Genomic DNA, 20,089 nt, shown 5'->3' on the forward strand with positions numbered 1-20,089 from the left:
CCCGGATCAGGCCAGGCCCCCGACCGGCGCGACCCCGGCCGGCAGCACGAGCTCCACTTCCAGCCCGCCGCCCGGGCGGTTGCGCAGCGCCATGTTGCCGCCATGCTCTGCCACGATCCGCCTTGTGATCGCGAGGCCGAGACCGATCCCGCCGGTATCGCGCGAGCGGCTTTCCTCGCCACGCACAAAGGGTTCCAGCACCTCGGTCAGCCGGCTCTCGGGAATGCCGGGCCCGCGGTCGCTGACCGTGATCGCCGCGCCGCCCTCGATCCGCGCAAGGCTGACCCGTGCCGATCCGGCATAGCGCAGCGCATTGTCGATCAGATTGCTGACCGCGCGGCGGATCGCCACCATCCGCACCGGCGCGCTGACCGGCTCATGGGCGGCGAAATTCACCCCCGCACGCCCACAAAGATCGGCCAGCATATCGCGCAGATCGGTGTCGCGCCGCTCCTCTGCCTCGCCCCCCTCGCGGGTGAAGCGCAGGATATCCTCGGTCATCACCGTCATATCCTCCAGCGTGCGGATCATCGGAAGGCGCAGGGTGTCATCCTCGACCCCCTCGACCCTCAGCCGCAGGCTGGTGATCGGCGTGCGCAGATCATGCCCGACCGAGGCCAGCATCCGCCGCCGGTCCTCCTCGAAATCGGCGATCTGGCTTTGCATTGTGTTGAAAGACGCCGCCGCATCGCGGATCTCGCGCGGCCCGGTCTCGTCCAGCCGGACCGAGTGATCCCCCTTCCCCGCCGCCAGCGAGGCGCGGGCCAGCTTTTCCAAAGGCCGCGTCATCTGGTTCAGGAAGAACAGCCCGATCAGCAACGCCACTGCCAGCGAGGCGATCAGCGGGATGAAAAAGGTGCCTTTCTGCCGCCAGACATTGGCGCCGCTCAGCGGATAGACCAGCGAATTCAGCCATTCATCCTTGCGCACCCCTTCGTCCAGCCGGACCGAGATGATCAACAGCGCCGGGCCACGCTCGTCAAAGCGATGGCGAGGCCCGGGCCGCGTCACGCGGATCTCATGGCCAGGCAAGGCGCGGCGAATCTCATCGGCAATGTCGCCCAGCTCGGCGCCGGCGCGGCGCGTCAGCGGTTTGGACTCGATTGAAAAGCGGGTATAGCCGGTGGCCGAGCGCTGCACGATCGCCTCGCCGGTCTCGCGGTCGGTTTCCTCGATGGTGTCGATCAGCGCCACCAGCCGGCCCATATCATGCTGCACCCGGATCGCCTGGTCAAAGGCGGTGCCCTCCCGCGCCAGAATCCAGGCCGCCGCGATGTTGCAAAACAGGAGCGAGGCGATCAGCAACAGCGCGAAACGGCCGTGGATGCTGTCAGGAAGCCGGACCCGCATCGGTCAGAGATCCGGCCGCACATCGTCGACGATGCGGTAACCGCCGCCCCAGTCGGTCAGCAGGATGCGGGGCGCGCGGGCATTGTCGCCCAGCTTGCGGCGCAGGCGGAAGATGCAGTTATCGGCGGCGCGCATTGTGGTGGTGCCGCCCTTGCGGCTGATCAGCCGGGCGATGTCATCGCGGCTGAGCACGCCGCCCGGGTGATCCAGCAAAGCCTCCAGCAGCCGGTTCTCGCCCGAGGTCAGCCCGACTTCGGCCCCGTCGGGCAGGTGCACCACCTGGGCCTGGGGGTCATGCAGGATGCCCGCGAAACGGCGCCGCTCGGTCGCGGGGCCGGGCCGGGCCAGGCTGCCCCGGCGCAGCACGGCGTGAATGCGCGACAGGAGTTCGCGCGGGTTGAAAGGCTTGGTCACATAATCATCGGCACCAAGATCGAGGCCCCGGATCTTGTTCGCATCGCTGTGCAGCGCGGTCAGCATGATCACCGGCACCCGCGCGCCGCCTGCCCCGCTCATCAGCGCGCGGCAAAAGCTCAGGCCATCCTCGCCCGGCATCATCAGGTCGAGAATGATCAGGCTGATCTGTTCGGCCCGCAGCTCCGCGCGCGCCTCATCCGCCGAGGCCGCCGCCACCGCATCCAGCCCGCTCCGGATCAGATACTGGCAAAGCGAGTCCCGGATATCTGCGGAATCGTCAACGACCAGCAGCTTTGGCAACTGTTTCTGAGGGACGGTTCTGTTCATCCGCAAAGGGCCCCTGGCGCGCGGCTCGGGCGCTGGATTTCCAGGGGATTCCCCCGGAGCGGAGCCTCTTGCACCTTAGCCCCGCGCCAGCGCGCAAACAACGTGGCGAGGTTGCCACATTCCTGAGTGAATTTCCAGGAAAATCCCCGCAAAACCCCGCAACCCATGACAGTTTGCGACAGTTCTGTCGCGAACGGCTTGCCCCCGGCCGGTGAGACGGCATGAGACCCCGGCAAAGCCCGCTTGTCGCCAGCCAGAAACCCCGATTCCACGGAGTCTTGTGATGAAGACCCATTCATCGCGCCTTGCATCCTGCACGGCGTTGTTTCTGGTCCTTTCCACCGGTTTTTCGGTAACGCCCGCATTTGCCCAGTCGGCAGAGGATGACGACGAGGTGGTCGAACTCGGCACCATCGTGCTTTCGGCTGAAGAGCAGATCAAACAGGCGCTTGGCGTCTCGACCATCACCGCCGAAGACCTGGCGAAGACACCGGTGATGAACGACATCTCGGAAGTCGTGCGCAAGATGCCGGGTGTGAACCTGACCGGCTCTTCGGCCTCGGGTCAGCGCGGCAACCAGCGCCAGATCGACCTGCGCGGCATGGGGCCGGAAAACACCCTGATCCTGATCGACGGCAAGCCGGTCAATTCGCGCAACGCGGTCAAGATGGGCCGCAATGGCGAGCGCGACTCCCGTGGCGATTCCAACTGGGTGCCGGCGGAACTGATCGAGCGGATCGAGGTCATCCGCGGCCCGGCCGCCGCGCGTTACGGCTCGGGTGCCTCGGGCGGTGTGGTCAATATCGTGACCAAACGCCCCGACACCTTTACCGGCCAGGTCGGGCTGCATTACACCAAATCGCAAAGCGATGACGAAGGCGACAGCCGCCGCGCCTCGTTCATGCTGGCCGGCCCGGCAGGCGAGCGTCTGACCTTCCGCGTCTTTGGTGGCTATAACAAGACCAGCCCGGACGCCCTGGATATCAACCAGGAGGCCATTGCCGGCAATGGCGGCACCAATCTTCTTGCCGGCCGCGAAGGTGTGGTGAACAAGGATATCGGCGCGCTGGTCACCTGGGCGGTTGCCGATGGCCACGAGATCGACTTCGAGGCGAATTTCTCCCGTCAGGGCAACGTCTTCGCCGGCGACACCCAGCTTGGCTCGATCGGCACGGTTCCCGCCTCGCACTGGGGCGAAGAGACCAACCGCATGTTCCGCCGCACCTATGCGATCACCCATCGCGGCGAATATGATTTCGGCACCTCGAACAGCTATCTGCAATATGAAAGCACCGCCAATACCCGGCTTTGCGAAGGCCGCGCGGGCGCGAGCGAAGGCGCAATCGCCAATTGCTTTGACTCCGACGGCGACGGTGTGAATGACACCGTGGCCTTCAACACGATCACGCTGGAAAACATCACCGCAAAAACCGAATGGATCCTGCCGACGCAACTCTTCGGCCGCGCCGCTACGGTAACGCTGGGTGGCGAGTTCCGCCGTGAGAAGATCAACGATCCGGTCTCGATCCTGACCAGCCTTCCCGGCACCATTACCGACCCCACCCTGGTCAACAATGCCGCCGATCGCGATCCGGTGCTGGCGATGAACCGCGTCGGCCTCTATGCCGAGGCCAATATCGAATGGTCGGACAATCTGATCATCACCCCCGGCCTGCGCTATGACTATTCGGACGCTTTCGGCGGCAATGCCTCGCCCAGCCTGAATGCCGAATACCGCTTCACCGACGAATGGAAGATGAAGCTCGGCATCGCCCGCGCCTTCAAGACCCCGAACGTCTTCCAGCTGAACCCGGGCTATGTCTATACCACGAACGGCAATGGCTGCCCCTGGGTCAATGGCGTGCGTCTGACCGGACCCTGCTATGTGGTCGGCAACCCGGATCTCGACCCGGAGATCAGCGTCAACAAAGAGATCGGCTTCGCCTATGAGGGCGATAACGGCATCAATGCCAGCCTGACCTGGTTCCAAAACGACTATAAGAACAAGATCCAGTCTGGCCAGATCCAGGAGAACCCCGGCGCCACGTCGAACCGGCTCTTCCGCTGGGAGAATACCGGGCCAGCCGTGGTCGAAGGGATCGAGGGCAATTTCTCGACCCGGATCGGCGAGACGCTGACCCTGAACACCAACCTGACCTATATGATCGACTCGAAGATCAAGGCGACCGGTCAGCCGCTGTCGCTGGTGCCCGATTACACGATCAACGCCTCGCTGGACTGGCAGGCGCGTGACGATCTGGGCTTCACCCTTTCGGCCACCCATTACGGCCCGATCCAGCCCTCGGCGGTCAGCGCCGTGACCAATGCGGTCACCGCCAATCCGAACGAGCGCGGCGGCTATACGCTGTTCAACCTGGACATGAACTGGGATGTGTCCGGGACGGCGCGGGTGACCGCCGGTGTGACCAACCTCTTCGACAAGAAGATCTACCGCACCGAGACCTCCGCCGGCTCGAACACCTTCAACGAGCCGGGCCGCGCCTTCTATGTCGGCCTGACCAAAACCTTCTGATCCACGACCTTCTGATCCATGCCAATGGCCTGGCCGGACATTCCGGCCAAGCATCCCCCTGTCAGAAAGAAAACCCATGTTTTCAAAAGCATTCCGTCCGCTGATCGGTGCCTCTGCCCTTGCGCTCACGCTGGCCGGCACGGCATCGGCCGAAACCGTCTTCACCCCGGTAAGCGAATTCACCGGCCGCATCTCTGCCGCAAGCACCGAACGCGGCGTGCCGGTCTATAAGGGCAGCAAGGTCGTCATCTCGGGCGAAGGGCTGATCCCCGGCCAGGAGATCACCCTGATGCGCGGCCCCCATGTCCTGAACAGTGCCGCCCCGCTGGTGGTCGATGCCGGGGGCAAATTCACCTTCGATCTGGATATCGACGCAGAGGCCGCGACCGGGCTGCAACCGGTGCTGGTGATCGCCGAAAAGCCTGCCGCCGCCGAGGTGGTGACGCTGAAAATCTCGCCGGAAGTGCCTCTGTCGGGGGCTGAGAAATTCGCCATCGCCAATGGCCCGGTGACGCGCGGCCTGTATCAGGTGGCTTATTCGAAAGCCTCGGATGCGGTGTTTGTGACCTCGGCCGTAGGCCGCCCGCCGGTCAAACAATCGGCACTGACCAAGCTGGATGCGAATACGCTGGAACAGCTGGCACAGGTCTCGCCCGAGGCTGCGCCGCCCCGCGAGAATGGCGAGGATGCCGGCCTCTTCGCGCTTTACGGCGTGGGCGTCGATGATGTGAACGGCACCGTCTGGGCGACCAATACCCGCCAGGACACGCTCTCGGTTTACAAACAATCCGACCTCTCGCTGGTCAAACAGTTCGCGCCGGGCACGGTGAACCATGCCCGCGATGTGGTGATCGACGAGGTCAATGGCCGCGCCTATGCCTCGGCCACCCGCACCGGCAATATCGAGGTGTTTGACACCGCGACGCTGGAGCAGCTGGAACCCATCGTGATCACCTCGGCCGAACGGGGCGGCGAATGGTCGGCCATGGCGCTGGATATCGACACGGCTTCCGGCACGCTGGTCAATGTCTCGATGAGCACCGATGAGCTGGCGGTCGTCGATCTGAAGACCGGCGCCGTGAAAGTGATCGCGTTGCCGGGCGCCAAAGGCGCGGCCGGGGTGGCTTATGACGCTGCGGAAGGCCTCGCTTTCGTCGTCTCGCAGCAATCCGACAATGTGCTGGTGGTCGATGTGGCCAAAGGCGAGGTGATCCATGACCTGGCCGTTGGCGCGCAGCCGCTGAACGTCACCTGGGATGCGGTATCGAAGGCCGCCTATATCGCCAATCGCGGCGCCGGCACCATCACGGTCGTCAATGGCAAAGGCGAGATCGTCGCCAATCTCGATGCCGGCAATTCGACCAATCAGCTGCGCGCCGATGGTCAGGGCCGCATCTGGGCGGTGAACAAGGCTCGCGGAGAGGATGATCCGACCGGCGACAATCTCTGGCGCCTGACCCCGGCCCAGTAAGCCCATAGGAACAGTGCAGCCCCCGCCACAGGGCGGGGGCAACAACGCTGCGGCAAAATCTGCAATGGCTCTTGGATTTTTGCAAAACCTGTTGCAATCTGGGCCCTGGGGGAGACCGCCGCATGACCGATATGACGCCGCCGAAAGACTATGAAGAGCTGATCCGCCTCATCCATGAGCGCCATGATCAGATGAGCAAGACCTATCAGCGGATCTCGGTTTTCCTGACCCAGAATCCCAATGAGGTGGCGGTGCAGTCGGTCAATGCGATTGCCGATCGCTGCGGCATCCATGCGTCAAGCTTTGTGCGCTTTGCCCAGGCCCTGGGATATAAGGGTTTCAAAGAGTTGCAGGCGCTGTTCCAGCGCCGTCTCGCCACCGCTGCACCCGGATTCGAGGCGCGGGTGAAACTGCTGGAGACCGAGCTGCACACCTCGGGCGGGCGCAGCGAGCTGAGCTTCCTCAGCGATCTGGTGGTGCGCGATATCGCCTCCCTGCAAGAGATGCTGAACGATATCCGCCAGGAAGATCTGGTAGAGGCCGCAACCCTTTTCCAGGAGGCCGAGACGGTCTACCTTGTGGGCCAGATGCGCTCGCTGCCGGTGGTCGAGCTGATGCGCTACCAGCTGACCATGATCGGCAAACGCTGCATCCTGCTGGATTCCGCCGGCGGGCTTTCGACCTATGTGGCCCGCACCATGGGGCCGAAAGATGTGCTGATGGCGGTCTCGTTCCGGTTCTACGCGAAAGAGGTGGTTTCCATCGTCGAAGAGGCGGGCGCGCGGGGTGTGGGGATCGTCGCGATCTCGGACAGCACGCTGTCACCGCTGGCGAAATCGGCGACGGTGCTGTTCCCGGTGCCGGAACATGATTACACCTTCTCGCGCTCGCTGGCGGCGCCGATGTGTCTGGCCCAGGCGCTGACAGTGGCCGTGGCGGCCCGGGTGCAGCAAAATGTCGAGGCGCCGCGCATTCCGACGGTGACCGGGACCTAAAGCCCCGCAAGCCCGTCCTGGATCAGTTTGACCGCCACCAGCGCAACCGACACATAGGTCAGCAGGTAGAAGATATCAGCGCGCATCCGGCGAACTGCCCAGGCACCGGCCCAGGTCGAAACCACGGCCAGCGGCAACAGAAGTGCCGAGGCCTTGAGGTTCTCTGCCCCGAACTGGCCAAGTGCGAAATAAGGGATCAGTTTCAACGCATTGGTGATGGCAAAGAACATCACCAGCGTGCCGGTATAAAGCTTAGGGTCCAGCTTCAGCGGCATCATATAGATCTGCAAAGGCGGCGCACCGGCATGGGCGACAAAGCTGGTATAGCCGGCAATCCCGGCCCAGAGCTGCGCCGCCACCGGCCGCTGCCCCTTGCGCGCGACCTCGCGCCGGGTCAGGTGCTGCCACAACACCCGCAGCACGAAGGCCGCCGAGACCAGCCCGACGATCAGCCGCACCATGGAATCCGAGACCATCTCGGCGGTGAACCAGCCGATGCCGATCCCCGTCACTGCGCCCGGCATGAACAAAGCGATCAGCCGCCAGTCGACCCATTTCCGCCAGCTGGCCACGCTGACCACATCCATCACCACAAGGACCGGCAAGAGGATCGCGGCGGCGGTGACCGGCGACATCACCATCGCCATGATCGGCACACCCAGAAGGCTCATCCCCCCAAGCCCGCCTTTCGACAGCCCGACAAGGATCACTGCGATCACGGTTGCGATCAGCGCCGCAGGGGTATCAAGGATCGGCATTCGGGCACCATATCAAAAGCATAGCCCGGCGCGAGGGGTGCGCCGGGCCGCCATGTGACCAGGGAGCGGGCCACATGAAAGGACGGATCAGCCGCGATCCGCCATAGGGGTCCAGATGCCGCCAGCCTCAGAACTGTCAGCGCAGGCCTCGACAAAATCCATGCCGCGCAACCCGTCTTCAGCGCCGGAAAGCCGGGTTTCGCCCTGGCCCAGATCACGCCCCGAGCGACGGGCGGCGATCACGATCCCGGCTTCGGCGTAAAGATTGGCCCAGGCATCGGTCAGCGTCTCGCCATGGCCGCGCGGCAGGTGGATCAGCGCCTCGGCACCCGGGCGGATGCCCTGGGCGGCACCGCGGCGGAAGATGCGTTCCTCGGCCCCGACCGGGGTAAAGCGCAGCTCTTCGGGCTTTTCCTGATCCCAGTCCAGCGCGCCCTTATCGCCCCAGACCCGGATCCTGAGCGCGCAATATTGCCCGATGGCAGCATTGGAAAGCTGCATCGTCGCCGGCGCGCCATTGGTCAGTTGCAGTCCGATATGGGCGGTGTCGGGCTGTGGTTTCGCGCCGCCGCAGACGAACATATCCGCGCGCAGCCGCGCCACATCGAGGCCGGTCACGGTATGGAGCAGGTGATAGGCATGGGTGCCGATATCGCCGACGATCGAGCTGCGCCCAACCCGCGCCGGATCCTGCCGCCAGGGCGCACCGTCATCGGGCTGCGCCGCAAGGTTCCAGTCCTGCAGATATTCGACATGGACCTGGGCGATACGGCCAAGCGCCCCCTCATCGACCAGCGCGCGGGCCTGGCGCACCATGGCGTGATGCGAGAAAGGATAGGTCATGGTCAGACTGACGCCACTGCGCTCTCGCACCGCCACCAGCGCCTCGGCATCCCCGAGCAGCGCGGTCATCGGCTTGTCAAGGATCACGTCGATCCCGACTTCCAGAAACGCAACCGCGACCAAAGCATGGCTGTCATTCGGGGTGCAGATCGCGACCGCTTCGATGCCCTCGGGGCGCGCGGCCTCGGCCTTCGCCATTTCGCGAAAGTCGGTATAGCTGCGATCCGGCGCGATCACCCAATCCGCCGCCGAAAGCGCCGCATTGTCGGGGCGGGACGACAAAGCCCCCGCCACCACGTCGAAATGGTTGGAAAGCCGGGCGCCGGCGAAATGCCAGCTGCCGACCAGCCCGCCTCTGCCACCACCCACGAAACCAAGGCGGAGACGCCGCCCCAGAGGGGGCTGACGCAGGTTGCTTCTGTCCGTAAAGCTCATCGCTTTTCCTCAGATCGTGCCGCCGAGCGAGGATTCCAGCTCGGCCAGCTCTTGCCCGCCCGCCATCATATCCTGAAGCCGCGCGGCATCGACATCACCCTTGGTCGCGGTGCCAAGCGTCTGGCCCCGGTTCAGCACGGTGAAACGATCCCCCACCGCCATGGCATGGCGCACGTTATGGGTGATGAAGACGACGCCGATCCCCTGTTTCCTGACCCGGTCGATGGTGCCGAGCACATTCGCGGTCTGGCGCACCCCCAGAGCCGAGGTCGGCTCATCGAGGATCAGCACCTTGGCCCCGAAATAGACCGCGCGGGCAATGGCGACGGTCTGACGCTCGCCCCCCGAAAGGGTGCCCACTGCCTGATCGGGGCCGCGCAGGTTGATCCCCATCTTCTTCATCTCTGACATGGTGACCTCTGCCGCCATTTTCAGATCGAAATTGCGGAAGGGCCAGATGCCTTTCTCGGGCTCGCGCCCCATCCAGAAATTGCGGGTGACCGACATCAGCGGGATCATCGCGAGGTCCTGGTAAACGGTGGCAATCCCCGCCCCCATCGCATCGCGCGGCGATTCAAAGGTGACGGGTTTCCCCTCGATCACCATCTGCCCCGAGCTGGGCCGGTGTACCCCCGACATCGTCTTGATGAAGGTCGATTTCCCGGCACCGTTATCGCCCAGCAGGCAATGGCACTCCCCGGGCCGGACATCAAAGGACACCCCGTTCAGCGCGATAACATGGCCGAAATGCTTCCTGATATCGCGCATTTCCACGATCGGAGTCGTCATCAGCGTTCTCCCGTGATGATGCGGCGGATATAGGTGTTCATAATCACGGCAATCAAAAGGATGGCGCCAAGGAAGACCCGGAACAGCGAGCTTTCGGCATTGGCAAAGAACAGGCCCTGTTGCACCACCCCGAAGATCACCGCGCCAAGCGCCGCCCCGATCACCGAACCATAGCCGCCGGTCAGAAGCGCACCCCCGATCACCACACAGATGATCGCTTCGAATTCTTTCAGCATCCCGCGATCCGCTGCAGCCGAGCCGAACTCCACCACCTGGGCGGTGGCGAACACGGTGGCACAGAAGGCCGAGAACATGAACATCGAGATCTTCACCCGGTTCACCGGCACACCGACATAGCGCGCGGCCTGGGCGTCGCCGCCAGCTGCAAAGATCCAGTTGCCGAATTTGGTGCGGGTCAGCAGCAGATGGCCCAGCACCACCAGAAGCAGCGCCCAGACGATCAGCATCGGGATCCCGTCAACCACCGGCTGACCTGCCCGCGAGCCCCGGGTGAAGGTGGCAATCCAGCCATTCTCGCCCATCCAGGTGAAAAAGCCGGTCAGGATCTTGCCGCCAAAGACCGGCGCCAGCCAGTCGCCCTGGGCTTTCTCGGCCACGCCGCCAATGATGGTCTGACGGGTGAAATAGACCGAGCCCCAGATCGTCAGCCCGCGCAGGATGAACAGGAAGGCCAGCGTCACGATGAAAGAGGGCAGCCCGGTTTTCACCACCAGCCAGCCATTCAGCGCGCCGATCAGCATGCAGAATACAAAGGTGAACAGGATCGCCGCCCAGAGCGGCCAGCCCATATGCACAGAAAGGATCGCCATGACCGTGCCCGAAAAGCCGATCATTGAGCCGGTCGAAAGGTCGAACTCGCCTGCAATCATCAACAGGCAGGCGCCGACCGCGATGATCATGAACTGCGCGGAAACCACGGTCCAGTTCATAATGCCTTCGGCCTTGAACATACCGGAATCACCGGCAATCGCGCCGAACAGAAGGAAGACAAGGATGGTGCCGCAGATGCCGCCCAGTTCGGGCCGGATCAGCGCGCGGCGCCAGGGCGAGACGGTTTTGACGCGCTCGTCGGTGGCAGCACTGGCTGCGTCGGTCATATGAAAATCCCCACAGGTAAGGCGGGCCGGGAGGGTTGGACCTCCCGGCCCCCGAAACATGTCAGCAACGGGTCAGGACGGGATCAGCGATATTCGCCCGCCAGAGATTCGACGAAGTCGATATTGTCTTTGGTGACAAAGCCCGGGCCGGTGAAAACCGAGTTCGACGGCGCCACGCCATAGCGGACATAGGCGGTCAGAACCTGGATCGGCACCGAGCCTTGCAGGAAGGGCTGCTGGTCGATGGCGAAATTGATGGTGCCATCCTTGATCCCGGCAGAGATTTCTGCGGAAAGGTCAAAGGTGCCGAAATAGATCTCGCCGTCGAGACCCAGTTCCTTGACCGCGCGGATCGAGGGTTCGGCCGAGTTCGGGCCAAGGGTCAGGATCGCGCCGGTATCGGGGTTCGCGGTCAGATAGGCCTTGACCTTATTCGCGACTTCGGACGGGTCCATGCCGGAGTCGATCATCTGGCTGCCCAGCTCCTGGCCGATGCCATCGGCGAAACCACGGCAGCGCTCTACGGATTGCGGGTTGGTGATGTAATGGTTGACGCAAAGGAACGAGGTGATCCCCGCCTCTTTCGCGCGCTCACCGGCACCGAGGCCCGCCTCATATTCCGGCTGGCCGACATGAAGCAGCGCGCCGAGCTTCTTGCTTTCCTCGACGGTGCCAGAGTTCACGGTGACGACCGGGATCCCTTTGGCGATGGCGTCCTTGATCGGGCCTTCCAGCACATTGTAATCGGCGATGGTGACGATGATGCCGTCGACATCGGCAGCCGCGGCCTGCTGCACGATCCGCGCCATATCGGCGAGATCGCCGGTCGCGGGATTGCGGTATTCGGTGTTCACGCCCATCTGTTCATTGGTGACCTTGATGGCGTTCTTGATCACGTTGAACCAGCTGTCGCTGTCCGGGCCGTGGCTGATCCAGACGAATTGCTCGCCTTCCGCTTTCGCCGTGCTGACCATCGCGGTCACGGCAAGGACGGCCCCGATGGCGACCGATCTCAGCATTGATTTCATTATGATAGTCCTCCCTTTGCGGCTTCCCTGTCTGACCGCCGGAAGCCATGGCGGATTCTGTTCTGGCGGGGTGTTACGGGCGGCGTTTCGCCTCCTGCGCATCCAGCGCGGCATCCAGTTTCGCCGGATCCCAGCCCTCGGCCACGGCTTGCGCCAGCAGATCCTGCTGCGTCGCGGGCGCAAGGCCGCCAATCGGCGGATCGGTGTCGAGATTGGTCGGGAACGGATAGCCATCCGCGGTCGCCGCGATCACCGCATGGCGGCCCTCGGGGCTCAGCGCGGCGAGATGCGGGAAAACGGCGCGGCACATCGCGCTGCGGTCGATCGCCTCCATATGCCGCGCGAAAGCGCTGGCGGTCTGGATCAGGTTCACCATCCGCACCACATCTTTGGTCTTATTCTCCCCCGCCGCATGGAACAAAGCCGGGCTGAAGAAGATCGCATCGCCCTTTTCCAGCGGCAGCTGAACACAGGCCTCTTCGAAATACTCGCGGAATTCGGGGCGGGTGGCGGCGATATAGCCCTGCAGGAAACGCTGCGAATGCGGCAGGAGCTTGGTCGTGCCGCTCTCGACCGGCATATCGCAATGCGCCACGCCCCCTTGCAGGATCAGCGTCGGGCCGGTTGCGTGGATATGGTCCGGGTATTCGGCCATCTGTTCAGGCGACATGAAGCCGAGATGATAATCGCGATGCGGCGCCTGTGCTTTGCCGCCGGGGCGGACCTGGTTCACCTGGGTCGCAATCTGATAGCCCGGCCCCAGCCAGGCACGGCAGGCAATATCAATCACCGGGTTCGCCATATAGCGCGCATAGACCGCCGGATCATGCAGGCAGAGCTTTTGCAGGCTGTTCCAGATCCGGTCATTGGCGCCGGCTTTGGCGAAATGGTCGCCCGCAGCGACGCCGGTGGCGCGCTCATGGGCGATGATGGCACGGAACGCGTCCGAGGCCACATCAATCGCACCCTTGTCGGTAAAGGCATTTTTGACAACGAAGACACCGGCGCCCTTGCCGATCACATCGGCCCATTCCTGCGAAATCGCAGCACTGACCTTTGCCCCGTCATAGACCGGGATATTCTTCTCGATGGCAATGGCCGAGGGACATTGCGCCAGGGTGGTCACGGTCTCAACCTGGGCGCGGAACTCTTCAAGACTGATCTGGGTGACCAAATCCTTCACGATGCTCTCCCTTCATCGTCGGGTCTGTCGGATCGGGCCGCATGACATGAGTGGACAAGCCCGGCCCCGCGTCCTCCCCGCGATGCCGACTGTCTGCCTCAGGAAAATTGCAGCCTGATTACTTTGGCAATATTGATTGCAGAAATTACAGCGAGTCAACCTTTAATTCAGAATTTCCGGCATCCCCGGCCGCTGCCGGCGGGGCACCGACGGGCTGAAACGGCGCTGGTTCCGGATTAATCCATTAAATTCATTCAGCTTTCGATGACCGGGCACCCGGAGGCAGCGCGCAGACAGCGTGACCGGCTGCGATTGCATTTCTGCAATGATCCTTGCAGGACACGGCAGCACGGCAGTCTTCCCGGTTGATTCGATCACAGGCTTTCCGGCAGGATCAGCCGCATCGGCAGAAAGACCTGGCCCGGTCCGCCCGTCGCTGGCCCACTCATCGCTGGCCCGCCCGACGCTGTTCTCGCCGATACCGGCCCGCCAGCCGCCGGCATATTGGCCACATCCCCCGGCCCTGCCCTCTCCTTCACCGCCACACGCGCAAGGCCGAACAGCGCCTCGCAGATCTCGCGCACCGGTGTGTCGATCACCAGCGAGACGATGCCATCGGCCAGCGCCCGCCGCGTCGTCTCGGTCAGCTCATTGGCGATGACATCGACCGCCCCCTGGCGGCGCTCTTCCCTTATGGCTCGGATCACGCCATTGCGCCCGCCGCCGCAGCAATAAATGCCGCGCAGCCCCGGATGCCGCGCCATCAGCGCAATCGCCGCCTCATAGGTCAGATCGTCGGTATCCAGATTGACCTGGGTATCGAGCAGCACCAGATCCGGCCGCTCACGCCTGATATAGCTGCGAAATCCGGTCTCGCGCAGCTCATGCCCATGCCAGAGCTGGCCGCCGACAAACAACGCCAGCGCGCCACCCGCCCCTTTCGGAATCGCTCGCGCCAGCATCGAAGCCGCCACCCGTCCAACCTTGAGATTATTGACCCCCAGATAGGCATGGCGCACCCCCTGGGCGAGATCGGACAAGAGCGCGATCACCGGAATGCCCCGCGCATGCAGGCCGGAAACCGCCTCGCTCACCCTCGGATGGTCCACCGCGACAAGGCCGATGGCCTGCACCTTTGGCGCCAGCCGTTCCAGCGCAGCCACGGTGGCGGCGGGGCTGGAATTGGCGGCATATTCGGTCAGCACCCTGAGCCGCATGCCGCTTTCCGCCTGGGCCGCCGCCTCGGCCTCAGCCTGAAATTTGTGATAGAATTCCGGCTCGGTCGATAGAAGCACGAGGCCGATGGTCAGGTTTTCCCGCTCGCCGGTCAGCCGCTTTTCCAGCAAAGGCGCGGCGTGGAAACCCATCTCGCGCGCGACCTCCAGCACATGGATCGCGGTTGCGCGCCGAACCGTGCTGCGCCCGTTCAGCACCCGGTCCACCGTGGCGGTGGAGACCCCGGCAGCCTCGGCCAGATCGCTGATCGTCACACGGCGGCGCATGGCGTCATTCCATCATTTTCCATCAATCACCATCAGCATTCTGATGTGAATTGCAATAAACGAAATCTTAAAACTGCAATTTTCATTGCGCGATCCCCGGTTCAACCGCCAGGACAGTCTCAGTTGCGCCGGTCGTGACAGGAGAGGAACCAGCGAGATGAGCCATACGAACCGCGATTACGCATTGCTCGGGCGGGATGCGAAACTGGCCGAAGAGATCGGCCTGGTCTCGGCCCAGTGGTATCACACCGATCTGCCGCGCAAGGTGATGAAAGAGCTGATGCAGCGCTCGGACCGGCCGGCGATCCGCGACACGATCATCCTTTTCGGGGTGATGATCGCCTCGGCTTCCATGGGCATCTGGCTCTGGCCTTCCTGGTGGTCGGCGCCTTTCTGGCTGGTTTACGGCGTGCTTTACGGCTCGGCGATGGATTCGCGCTGGCATGAATGCGGCCATGGCACCGCGTTCAAAACCCGCTGGATGAATGATGCCCTCTATCAGATCGCCTGTTTTTGCATGATGCGGAACCCGGTGACCTGGCGCTGGAGCCATACCCGCCACCATACCGACACCATCATCGTCGGCCATGACCCCGAGATCATCGCCATGCGCCCGGCTGTCGTCGCCCGCCTGATCCTCAATTTCTTCGGGATATTCGAGCTCTGGGGCAACGCAAAGACCACGCTGCAACTGATCGCCGGCTATATGCCCGAAACCACGAAATCCTTCGTACCCGAGCCCGAGCGCAAACGCGCCTTCCTGGTCGCCCGCATCTGGGGGCTGAGCTATCTGGCCACCCTTGCGCTGGCCCTCTGGATGCAGTCGATCCTGCCCTTAATGCTGGTGGGCCTGCCGATCCTCTTTGGCAGCTGGCATATGGTGATGACCGGCTACATGCAGCATCTGGGGCTGGCGGAAAACGTGCTCGACCACCGGCTGAATTCGCGCACCGTCTATATGAACCGCATCTCGCGCTTCATCTACTGGAACATGAATTTCCATGTCGAACACCATATGTTCCCGATGGTGCCCTGGCATGCCCTGCCCCGGATGCATGAGCTGGTGAAGCATGACATGCCGCCGGCGCATCCCTCGATCCTCTCGGCTTACCGTGAGATCATTCCGACGCTGATCCGCCAGTTCAGAAACCCCGACTGGTTCGTCAAGCGCCAGCTGCCGCCGACCGCCCAGCCCTACCGCGCCGAATATCATGGCGATCTGGAGCCCGGCGCACCCACGCCCGGCATTGCGGGCTATGACAACGCGCTGCGCCCGGTCGCCGCCGAATAATCCCGCATCATAATCCCGCAACCCGCCCGCTTGCCCCACCCGCCAGCCAGAGACCTTCGGAGGAGAAGCCATGCCCTGGATTGCCGCCTGTTCCGCTGATGATATCGACAATGAAGACCTGATCCGCTGGGATCATGGCGGTCGCAGCTATGCGATCTATCGCAGCCCCGATGATGACTATTTCTGCACCGACGGCTTTTGCACCCATGAGGCGATCCATCTCGCTGACGGGCTGGTGATGGATTACGTCGTCGAATGCCCGAAACATAACGGCCAGTTCGATTACCGCAATGGCGAGGCGGTGCGGCTGCCGGCCTGCAAGAACCTCGCCACCTATCAGACCCGGATCGAGAACGGCCAGGTCGAGATCCTGATCGGTTAAGGAGGGCATCATGGTCCATAAGAACTCAAGGCCCACCGTGGCCGATATCCGCGCGATGAAGACCGCAGGCCGCAGGCTCTCGATGCTTTTCGTCACCACACCCGACGAGGCCGCCGCCGCCGCCAGTGCCGGGGTGGATCTGCTGTCGATCGAGGGGCAGTATTTCACCCCCGAAATGCGCGAGGCCGCCGGTGATTGCTTCGTGCAGATCGGCCTGCCCTATGGCCCCGCCGGCACTCTGGTCACGCCCGAGGACTATCTGCGCGCGGCGTTCCACTTCACCCGGCTCGGCGGCGACTGCTTTTACTGCGCGGCCTCATTGCAGATCCAGAAGGCGCTCTGCGACAACCGGGTGCCGGTGGTGGCGCATGTCGGGCTGATCCCGTCTCAGGCGACCTGGACCGGCGGTTTCCGCGCCGTGGGCAAGACCGCCGACAGCGCCCGCGCCCTCTGGGATCATGTCAAACGGCTTGAGGAAATCGGCTGTTTCGGCGCCGAGCTGGAGGTCGTCCCTTCCGGGGTCGCCCGCATCCTCTGCGAGAACACGCCGCTGATCATGCTGGGCATGGGCGCCGGCCCCTGGGCGGATGCGCAATATCTCTTTGCCGAGGATGTGCTGGGCTATACCAGCGGCCATCAGCCGCGCCATGCGAAGACCTATCGCACCTTCGCCGCCGAATTCGCACGGTTGCAGCAAGAGCGTATCGGCGCGTTTCGCGAATTCGTCGCGGATGTGCGCAGCGGCGCCTATCCCGGCCCGCAGCACTCGGTTTCCGACAGCGAGACCGAACTGGCGGCCTTCCGCGCTGGCCTCGGCCTCTGATCTGCGGTCCGGGGCGGGCAGACCCTGCCCCGGACCGCAATGAGATATTGCCATACGGGTACATTGGCAATTCATATTGCATTCCCGCCAGATCTTGTTATGGCTGTTGCATTCGGGATCGCTGCGCACGGGGAAGTCGCAGCCTCCGGGATACCCGAGGGGGGACCGCACCAAAGACCGATCTTTTGCGCATGGGGGCTGCCTCATGCGCGAGCGAAGCCTGCCCGGCACCCCCGGGCAGGGCCGGTCTGCTGCGGCCCGTTCGGGGGTCGGGATAAAGGGGGGAAGATGCAGCATTCTGCCAGCGGCAGCGGGCTGGAAATCCGCGGCGTCACGCATTTTTATGGGCCGAACCGCGTTTTGGCCGGCATCGACCTGGGCGTGCGGCCGGGCGAGGTCGTGGCGCTGGCCGGCGAGAACGGGGCTGGCAAGTCCACCCTCATGCGGATCATCGGCGGCTATCAGGCGCCCGGTTCGGGGACGGTTCACTGGCAGGGTGCGGCGGTTCCCGCCGATCTCCACCGCACTGAATCGATGGGCATCACCCTCGTCCATCAGGAATTCGCGCTGATCCCCGATATGAATGTCGCCGAGAATATCCATCTCGGGCGCGAGCCGGGCCGGTTCGGCGTGGTGGATCGCAGGAAGATGCGCGACCAGGCGGCGGCGGCTTTGCGGCTCCTTCGATCCGCGATCCATCCCGAGGCGCAGATGCGCGACCTGCCGGTGGCCAGCTGGCAGGTGGTTGAACTTGCTAAGGCTTTCGGCACTGCGCCTGGCCTTTTGTTGATGGATGAACCCACCGCCGTGCTGGGCCGCGAGGAAACCGCCGCGCTTTTCGACCGCATCCGCGCTTTCCGCGCGGCGGGCGGCGCGGTGATCTTCACCTCGCACCGGCTGGACGAGGTGCGCGAGATCGCCGACCGCGTCACCGTCCTGCGCGACGGGCTGATCACCATGGACCGCCCCACCGCCGAAGTCTCGGAACATGACATCGCCACCGCGATGGTCGGGCGCGAAATGTCCGACCTCTTCGTGCCGCGCGTCGCGCCCGCCGCCGCCGCCCCGGTGCTGGAGGTCACGGGTCTGAACGTCCCGCGCGAGATCGGCGCCCCGGTAAAAGATGCCGGCTTCGCGCTGCATCCGGGCGAGATCCTCGGCGTCGCGGGGCTGGTCGGCTCGGGGCGCACCGAGATGTTCGAGGGCCTTGTCGGCCTGCGCCCGGCCCAGGCCGCGCGCTTTACCCTTCGTGGCGAGACCCGCCCCCTGCCCCGCAGCCGTGAGGCCTGGGCGAAAGGCATCGCCTATCTGACCGAGGACCGCAAAAGCCGGGGCCTATTGCTCGAGGCCAGCCAGATCCTCAATGCCGATCTGACACTGGGCGCGCTTTCGGGCGGGCCGCTTCTGGATCCGGGCGGCGAACGCGCGCGCTATGCCAAAGCGCGCGAGACTTTCGACATCCGCTCGGCCAATCCGCTGATCCCGGCCGGCCGGCTCTCGGGCGGCAACCAGCAGAAACTGCTGCTGGCCAAAACACTGGCCAGCAACCCGGGTATCGTCATCCTGGATGAACCCACCCGCGGCGTCGATATCGGCGCCAAAGCACAGATCTACCGCCTGATCGCCAGCCTTGCAGCCGAGGGCCGCGCGGTCGTCGTCATCTCGTCGGAACTCCCCGAACTGATCGGCCTGGCGCATCGCATCATCGTTATGGATCGCGGCAGCATCGCCGGAGTGATCCGCCAGCCCGAAACCGGCCAGGTCACCGAGGCCGAGATCCTGCGCCTGGGTCTGGGCCTTACCCCAGCATCTGAAAAGGAAATCCCCGCATGAGCGACGCAACCCTCGCACCCGCCGGCATTTCGGCCCGCCAGAGGATTGGCCAGCTCGGGCCGCTGATCGCGCTGATCCTGCTGGTGATCCTTGGCGCGGTCTCAAGCGATACGTTTCTGACCAGTGAGAATGTGCTGAACGTGCTGACCCGCTCCTCGATCATCGGGATCATCGCCATCGGCGCAACGTTCGTGATCACCGCACGGGGGCTTGACCTCTCGGTCGGCGCCATGGCGGCGCTGGTGGCGGGGCTGGGCATCATGGGGATGAACTGGCTGCTGGCCTATATGTCGCCAATGGCGGCGCTGGTCACCGGCATGACACTGGCACTGCTGATCGGGATGCTTGCCGGGCTGGTCAACGGCTCGCTGGTTGTCTTCGCCCGGATCGAGGCCTTCATCGTCACGCTGGGCACGATGGGAATCATGCGCTCTCTGGTGACCTGGATGTCGGATGGCGGCTCGATCTCGCTTGATTTCGCGCTGAGGGATGTCGGACGCGGGCTTTACTATGGCGCGGTGCTGGGGATCCCGGTGCCGGTGATCATCTTCGCAGTGCTGGCGGCTTTGGGCGAGTTCGTGATGACCCGGATGCGCTTTGGCCGCCATGTCACCGCCATCGGCTCGAACCCCGATGTCTCGCGTTATTCCGCCATTCCCGTGAACGGCGTGCGGCTTGCGACCTATGTGCTGCAGGGCGCCTGTGTCGGGCTTGCGACGCTGATCTATGTGCCGCGCCTTGGCGCCGTCACCCCCTCGACCGGCATCCTGTGGGAGCTGGAGGCGATTGCCGCCGTCATCATCGGCGGCACGGCGCTGGCAGGCGGCTATGGCCGCGTCTGGGGCACGGTGGTGGGTGTGCTGATCCTTGGCCTCGTGGCCAATATCCTCAACCTCACCTCTTATTTCAGCCCGCATCTGAACGGCGCCTTCCAGGGCACCATCATCGTCATCGCCGTCCTCTTGCAGCGCAGACGCGGCAATACCTGATTTTCAACCGGAGGAGAAACCC

The 20,089-nt window shown here is 63.9% G+C and carries 17 protein-coding genes; 8 read left to right on the plus strand and 9 right to left on the minus strand.

Features of this window, described 5'->3' with window-relative positions; all coding sequences use genetic code 11:
* Positions 1-6: 6 nt before the first annotated feature.
* Both DRF71_RS24395 and DRF71_RS24400 read right to left on the minus strand, forming a co-directional pair.
* Positions 7-1,350: an ATP-binding protein gene (locus DRF71_RS24395; protein ID WP_112313056.1), complete on the minus strand. Its 1,344-nt coding sequence runs from the start codon at positions 1,348-1,350 to the stop codon at positions 7-9.
* Between the two features lie 3 nt (positions 1,351-1,353).
* Entirely contained in the window at positions 1,354-2,094 is a 741-nt protein-coding gene (locus DRF71_RS24400) for a response regulator (RefSeq protein ID WP_112313057.1), read from the minus strand.
* A 283-nt stretch (positions 2,095-2,377) separates the two neighbouring features.
* Between DRF71_RS24400 and DRF71_RS24405 the strand changes: the two genes are divergently transcribed.
* From DRF71_RS24405 to DRF71_RS24415, 3 genes are all read left to right on the plus strand, one after another.
* Positions 2,378-4,627: a FepA family TonB-dependent siderophore receptor gene (locus tag DRF71_RS24405; RefSeq protein ID WP_112313058.1), complete on the plus strand. Its 2,250-nt coding sequence runs from the start codon at positions 2,378-2,380 to the stop codon at positions 4,625-4,627.
* Positions 4,628-4,703: 76 nt separating this feature from the next.
* A complete protein-coding gene (locus DRF71_RS24410) occupies positions 4,704-6,098 on the plus strand; it encodes a YncE family protein (protein WP_112313059.1) in 1,395 nt (464 codons plus the stop codon).
* Positions 6,099-6,220: 122 nt separating this feature from the next.
* On the plus strand, positions 6,221-7,093 hold the full coding sequence (locus DRF71_RS24415) for a MurR/RpiR family transcriptional regulator (RefSeq protein ID WP_112313060.1): 873 nt from the start codon (positions 6,221-6,223) through the stop codon (positions 7,091-7,093).
* On the opposite strand, the gene DRF71_RS24420 is transcribed toward DRF71_RS24415, so the two are convergent.
* From DRF71_RS24420 to DRF71_RS24450, 7 genes are all read right to left on the minus strand, one after another.
* Entirely contained in the window at positions 7,090-7,851 is a 762-nt protein-coding gene (locus DRF71_RS24420) for a sulfite exporter TauE/SafE family protein (protein WP_112313061.1), read from the minus strand. The genes DRF71_RS24415 and DRF71_RS24420 overlap by 4 nt on opposite strands.
* Before the next feature lie 87 nt (positions 7,852-7,938).
* Complete coding sequence (locus DRF71_RS24425; protein WP_112313062.1) at positions 7,939-9,129, minus strand: Gfo/Idh/MocA family protein; 1,191 nt, start codon at positions 9,127-9,129, stop codon at positions 7,939-7,941.
* A gap of 9 nt (positions 9,130-9,138) precedes the next feature.
* Positions 9,139-9,918 (minus strand): ATP-binding cassette domain-containing protein, encoded by a 780-nt coding sequence (locus DRF71_RS24430; RefSeq protein WP_112313063.1) that lies wholly within the window; start codon positions 9,916-9,918, stop codon positions 9,139-9,141.
* On the minus strand, positions 9,918-11,036 hold the full coding sequence (locus DRF71_RS24435) for an ABC transporter permease (RefSeq protein WP_112313064.1): 1,119 nt from the start codon (positions 11,034-11,036) through the stop codon (positions 9,918-9,920). The genes DRF71_RS24430 and DRF71_RS24435 overlap by 1 nt, the downstream gene beginning before the upstream one ends.
* 83 nt (positions 11,037-11,119) lie before the next feature.
* Positions 11,120-12,064, minus strand: a complete 945-nt coding sequence (locus DRF71_RS24440) for a sugar ABC transporter substrate-binding protein (RefSeq protein ID WP_112313065.1) — start codon at positions 12,062-12,064, stop codon at positions 11,120-11,122.
* 73 nt (positions 12,065-12,137) lie between these two features.
* Entirely contained in the window at positions 12,138-13,247 is a 1,110-nt protein-coding gene (locus tag DRF71_RS24445; protein WP_232831673.1) for a phytanoyl-CoA dioxygenase family protein, read from the minus strand.
* Positions 13,248-13,621: 374 nt separating this feature from the next.
* A complete protein-coding gene (locus DRF71_RS24450) occupies positions 13,622-14,749 on the minus strand; it encodes a LacI family DNA-binding transcriptional regulator (RefSeq protein WP_112313067.1) in 1,128 nt (375 codons plus the stop codon).
* A 157-nt stretch (positions 14,750-14,906) separates the two neighbouring features.
* Between DRF71_RS24450 and DRF71_RS24455 the strand changes: the two genes are divergently transcribed.
* The 5 genes from DRF71_RS24455 (at position 14,907) to DRF71_RS24475 (ending at position 20,067) form a co-directional block, all read left to right on the plus strand.
* Complete coding sequence (locus tag DRF71_RS24455) at positions 14,907-16,040, plus strand: fatty acid desaturase family protein (RefSeq protein ID WP_112313068.1); 1,134 nt, start codon at positions 14,907-14,909, stop codon at positions 16,038-16,040.
* 70 nt (positions 16,041-16,110) lie between these two features.
* Positions 16,111-16,422: a MocE family 2Fe-2S type ferredoxin gene (locus DRF71_RS24460; RefSeq protein ID WP_112313069.1), complete on the plus strand. Its 312-nt coding sequence runs from the start codon at positions 16,111-16,113 to the stop codon at positions 16,420-16,422.
* Between the two features lie 10 nt (positions 16,423-16,432).
* The gene (locus DRF71_RS24465; RefSeq protein WP_112313070.1) at positions 16,433-17,245 is read left to right on the plus strand and encodes a 3-methyl-2-oxobutanoate hydroxymethyltransferase; all 813 of its coding nucleotides are present in this window, start codon (positions 16,433-16,435) and stop codon (positions 17,243-17,245) included.
* 288 nt (positions 17,246-17,533) lie between these two features.
* A complete protein-coding gene (locus DRF71_RS24470; RefSeq protein WP_112313071.1) occupies positions 17,534-19,078 on the plus strand; it encodes a sugar ABC transporter ATP-binding protein in 1,545 nt (514 codons plus the stop codon).
* Positions 19,075-20,067, plus strand: coding sequence for an ABC transporter permease (locus DRF71_RS24475; RefSeq protein ID WP_112313072.1), 993 nt, complete (start codon positions 19,075-19,077; stop codon positions 20,065-20,067). Before DRF71_RS24470 ends, DRF71_RS24475 begins: the two co-directional genes overlap by 4 nt.
* Positions 20,068-20,089: the final 22 nt, after the last annotated feature.

This window comes from Pseudogemmobacter bohemicus, from assembly GCF_003290025.1.
In the GTDB taxonomy this organism is placed as follows: domain Bacteria; phylum Pseudomonadota; class Alphaproteobacteria; order Rhodobacterales; family Rhodobacteraceae; genus Pseudogemmobacter; species Pseudogemmobacter bohemicus.

Bases quoted from the DNA above. Each gene is read 5' to 3' on its own strand.
- DRF71_RS24410 (WP_112313059.1), top strand. From the start codon at position 4,704: ATGTTTTCAAAAGCATTCCGTCCGCTGATCGGTGCCTCTGCCCTTGCG.
- DRF71_RS24455 (WP_112313068.1), top strand. From the start codon at position 14,907: ATGAGCCATACGAACCGCGATTACGCATTGCTCGGGCGGGATGCGAAA.
- DRF71_RS24400 (WP_112313057.1), bottom strand. From the start codon at position 2,094: ATGAACAGAACCGTCCCTCAGAAACAGTTGCCAAAGCTGCTGGTCGTT.
- DRF71_RS24470 (WP_112313071.1), top strand. From the start codon at position 17,534: ATGCAGCATTCTGCCAGCGGCAGCGGGCTGGAAATCCGCGGCGTCACG.
- DRF71_RS24440 (WP_112313065.1), bottom strand. From the start codon at position 12,064: ATGAAATCAATGCTGAGATCGGTCGCCATCGGGGCCGTCCTTGCCGTG.
- DRF71_RS24475 (WP_112313072.1), top strand. From the start codon at position 19,075: ATGAGCGACGCAACCCTCGCACCCGCCGGCATTTCGGCCCGCCAGAGG.
- DRF71_RS24415 (WP_112313060.1), top strand. From the start codon at position 6,221: ATGACCGATATGACGCCGCCGAAAGACTATGAAGAGCTGATCCGCCTC.
- DRF71_RS24405 (WP_112313058.1), top strand. From the start codon at position 2,378: ATGAAGACCCATTCATCGCGCCTTGCATCCTGCACGGCGTTGTTTCTG.
- DRF71_RS24460 (WP_112313069.1), top strand. From the start codon at position 16,111: ATGCCCTGGATTGCCGCCTGTTCCGCTGATGATATCGACAATGAAGAC.
- DRF71_RS24420 (WP_112313061.1), bottom strand. From the start codon at position 7,851: ATGCCGATCCTTGATACCCCTGCGGCGCTGATCGCAACCGTGATCGCA.
- DRF71_RS24465 (WP_112313070.1), top strand. From the start codon at position 16,433: ATGGTCCATAAGAACTCAAGGCCCACCGTGGCCGATATCCGCGCGATG.
- DRF71_RS24450 (WP_112313067.1), bottom strand. From the start codon at position 14,749: ATGCGCCGCCGTGTGACGATCAGCGATCTGGCCGAGGCTGCCGGGGTC.
- DRF71_RS24395 (WP_112313056.1), bottom strand. From the start codon at position 1,350: ATGCGGGTCCGGCTTCCTGACAGCATCCACGGCCGTTTCGCGCTGTTG.
- DRF71_RS24430 (WP_112313063.1), bottom strand. From the start codon at position 9,918: ATGACGACTCCGATCGTGGAAATGCGCGATATCAGGAAGCATTTCGGC.
- DRF71_RS24425 (WP_112313062.1), bottom strand. From the start codon at position 9,129: ATGAGCTTTACGGACAGAAGCAACCTGCGTCAGCCCCCTCTGGGGCGG.
- DRF71_RS24435 (WP_112313064.1), bottom strand. From the start codon at position 11,036: ATGACCGACGCAGCCAGTGCTGCCACCGACGAGCGCGTCAAAACCGTC.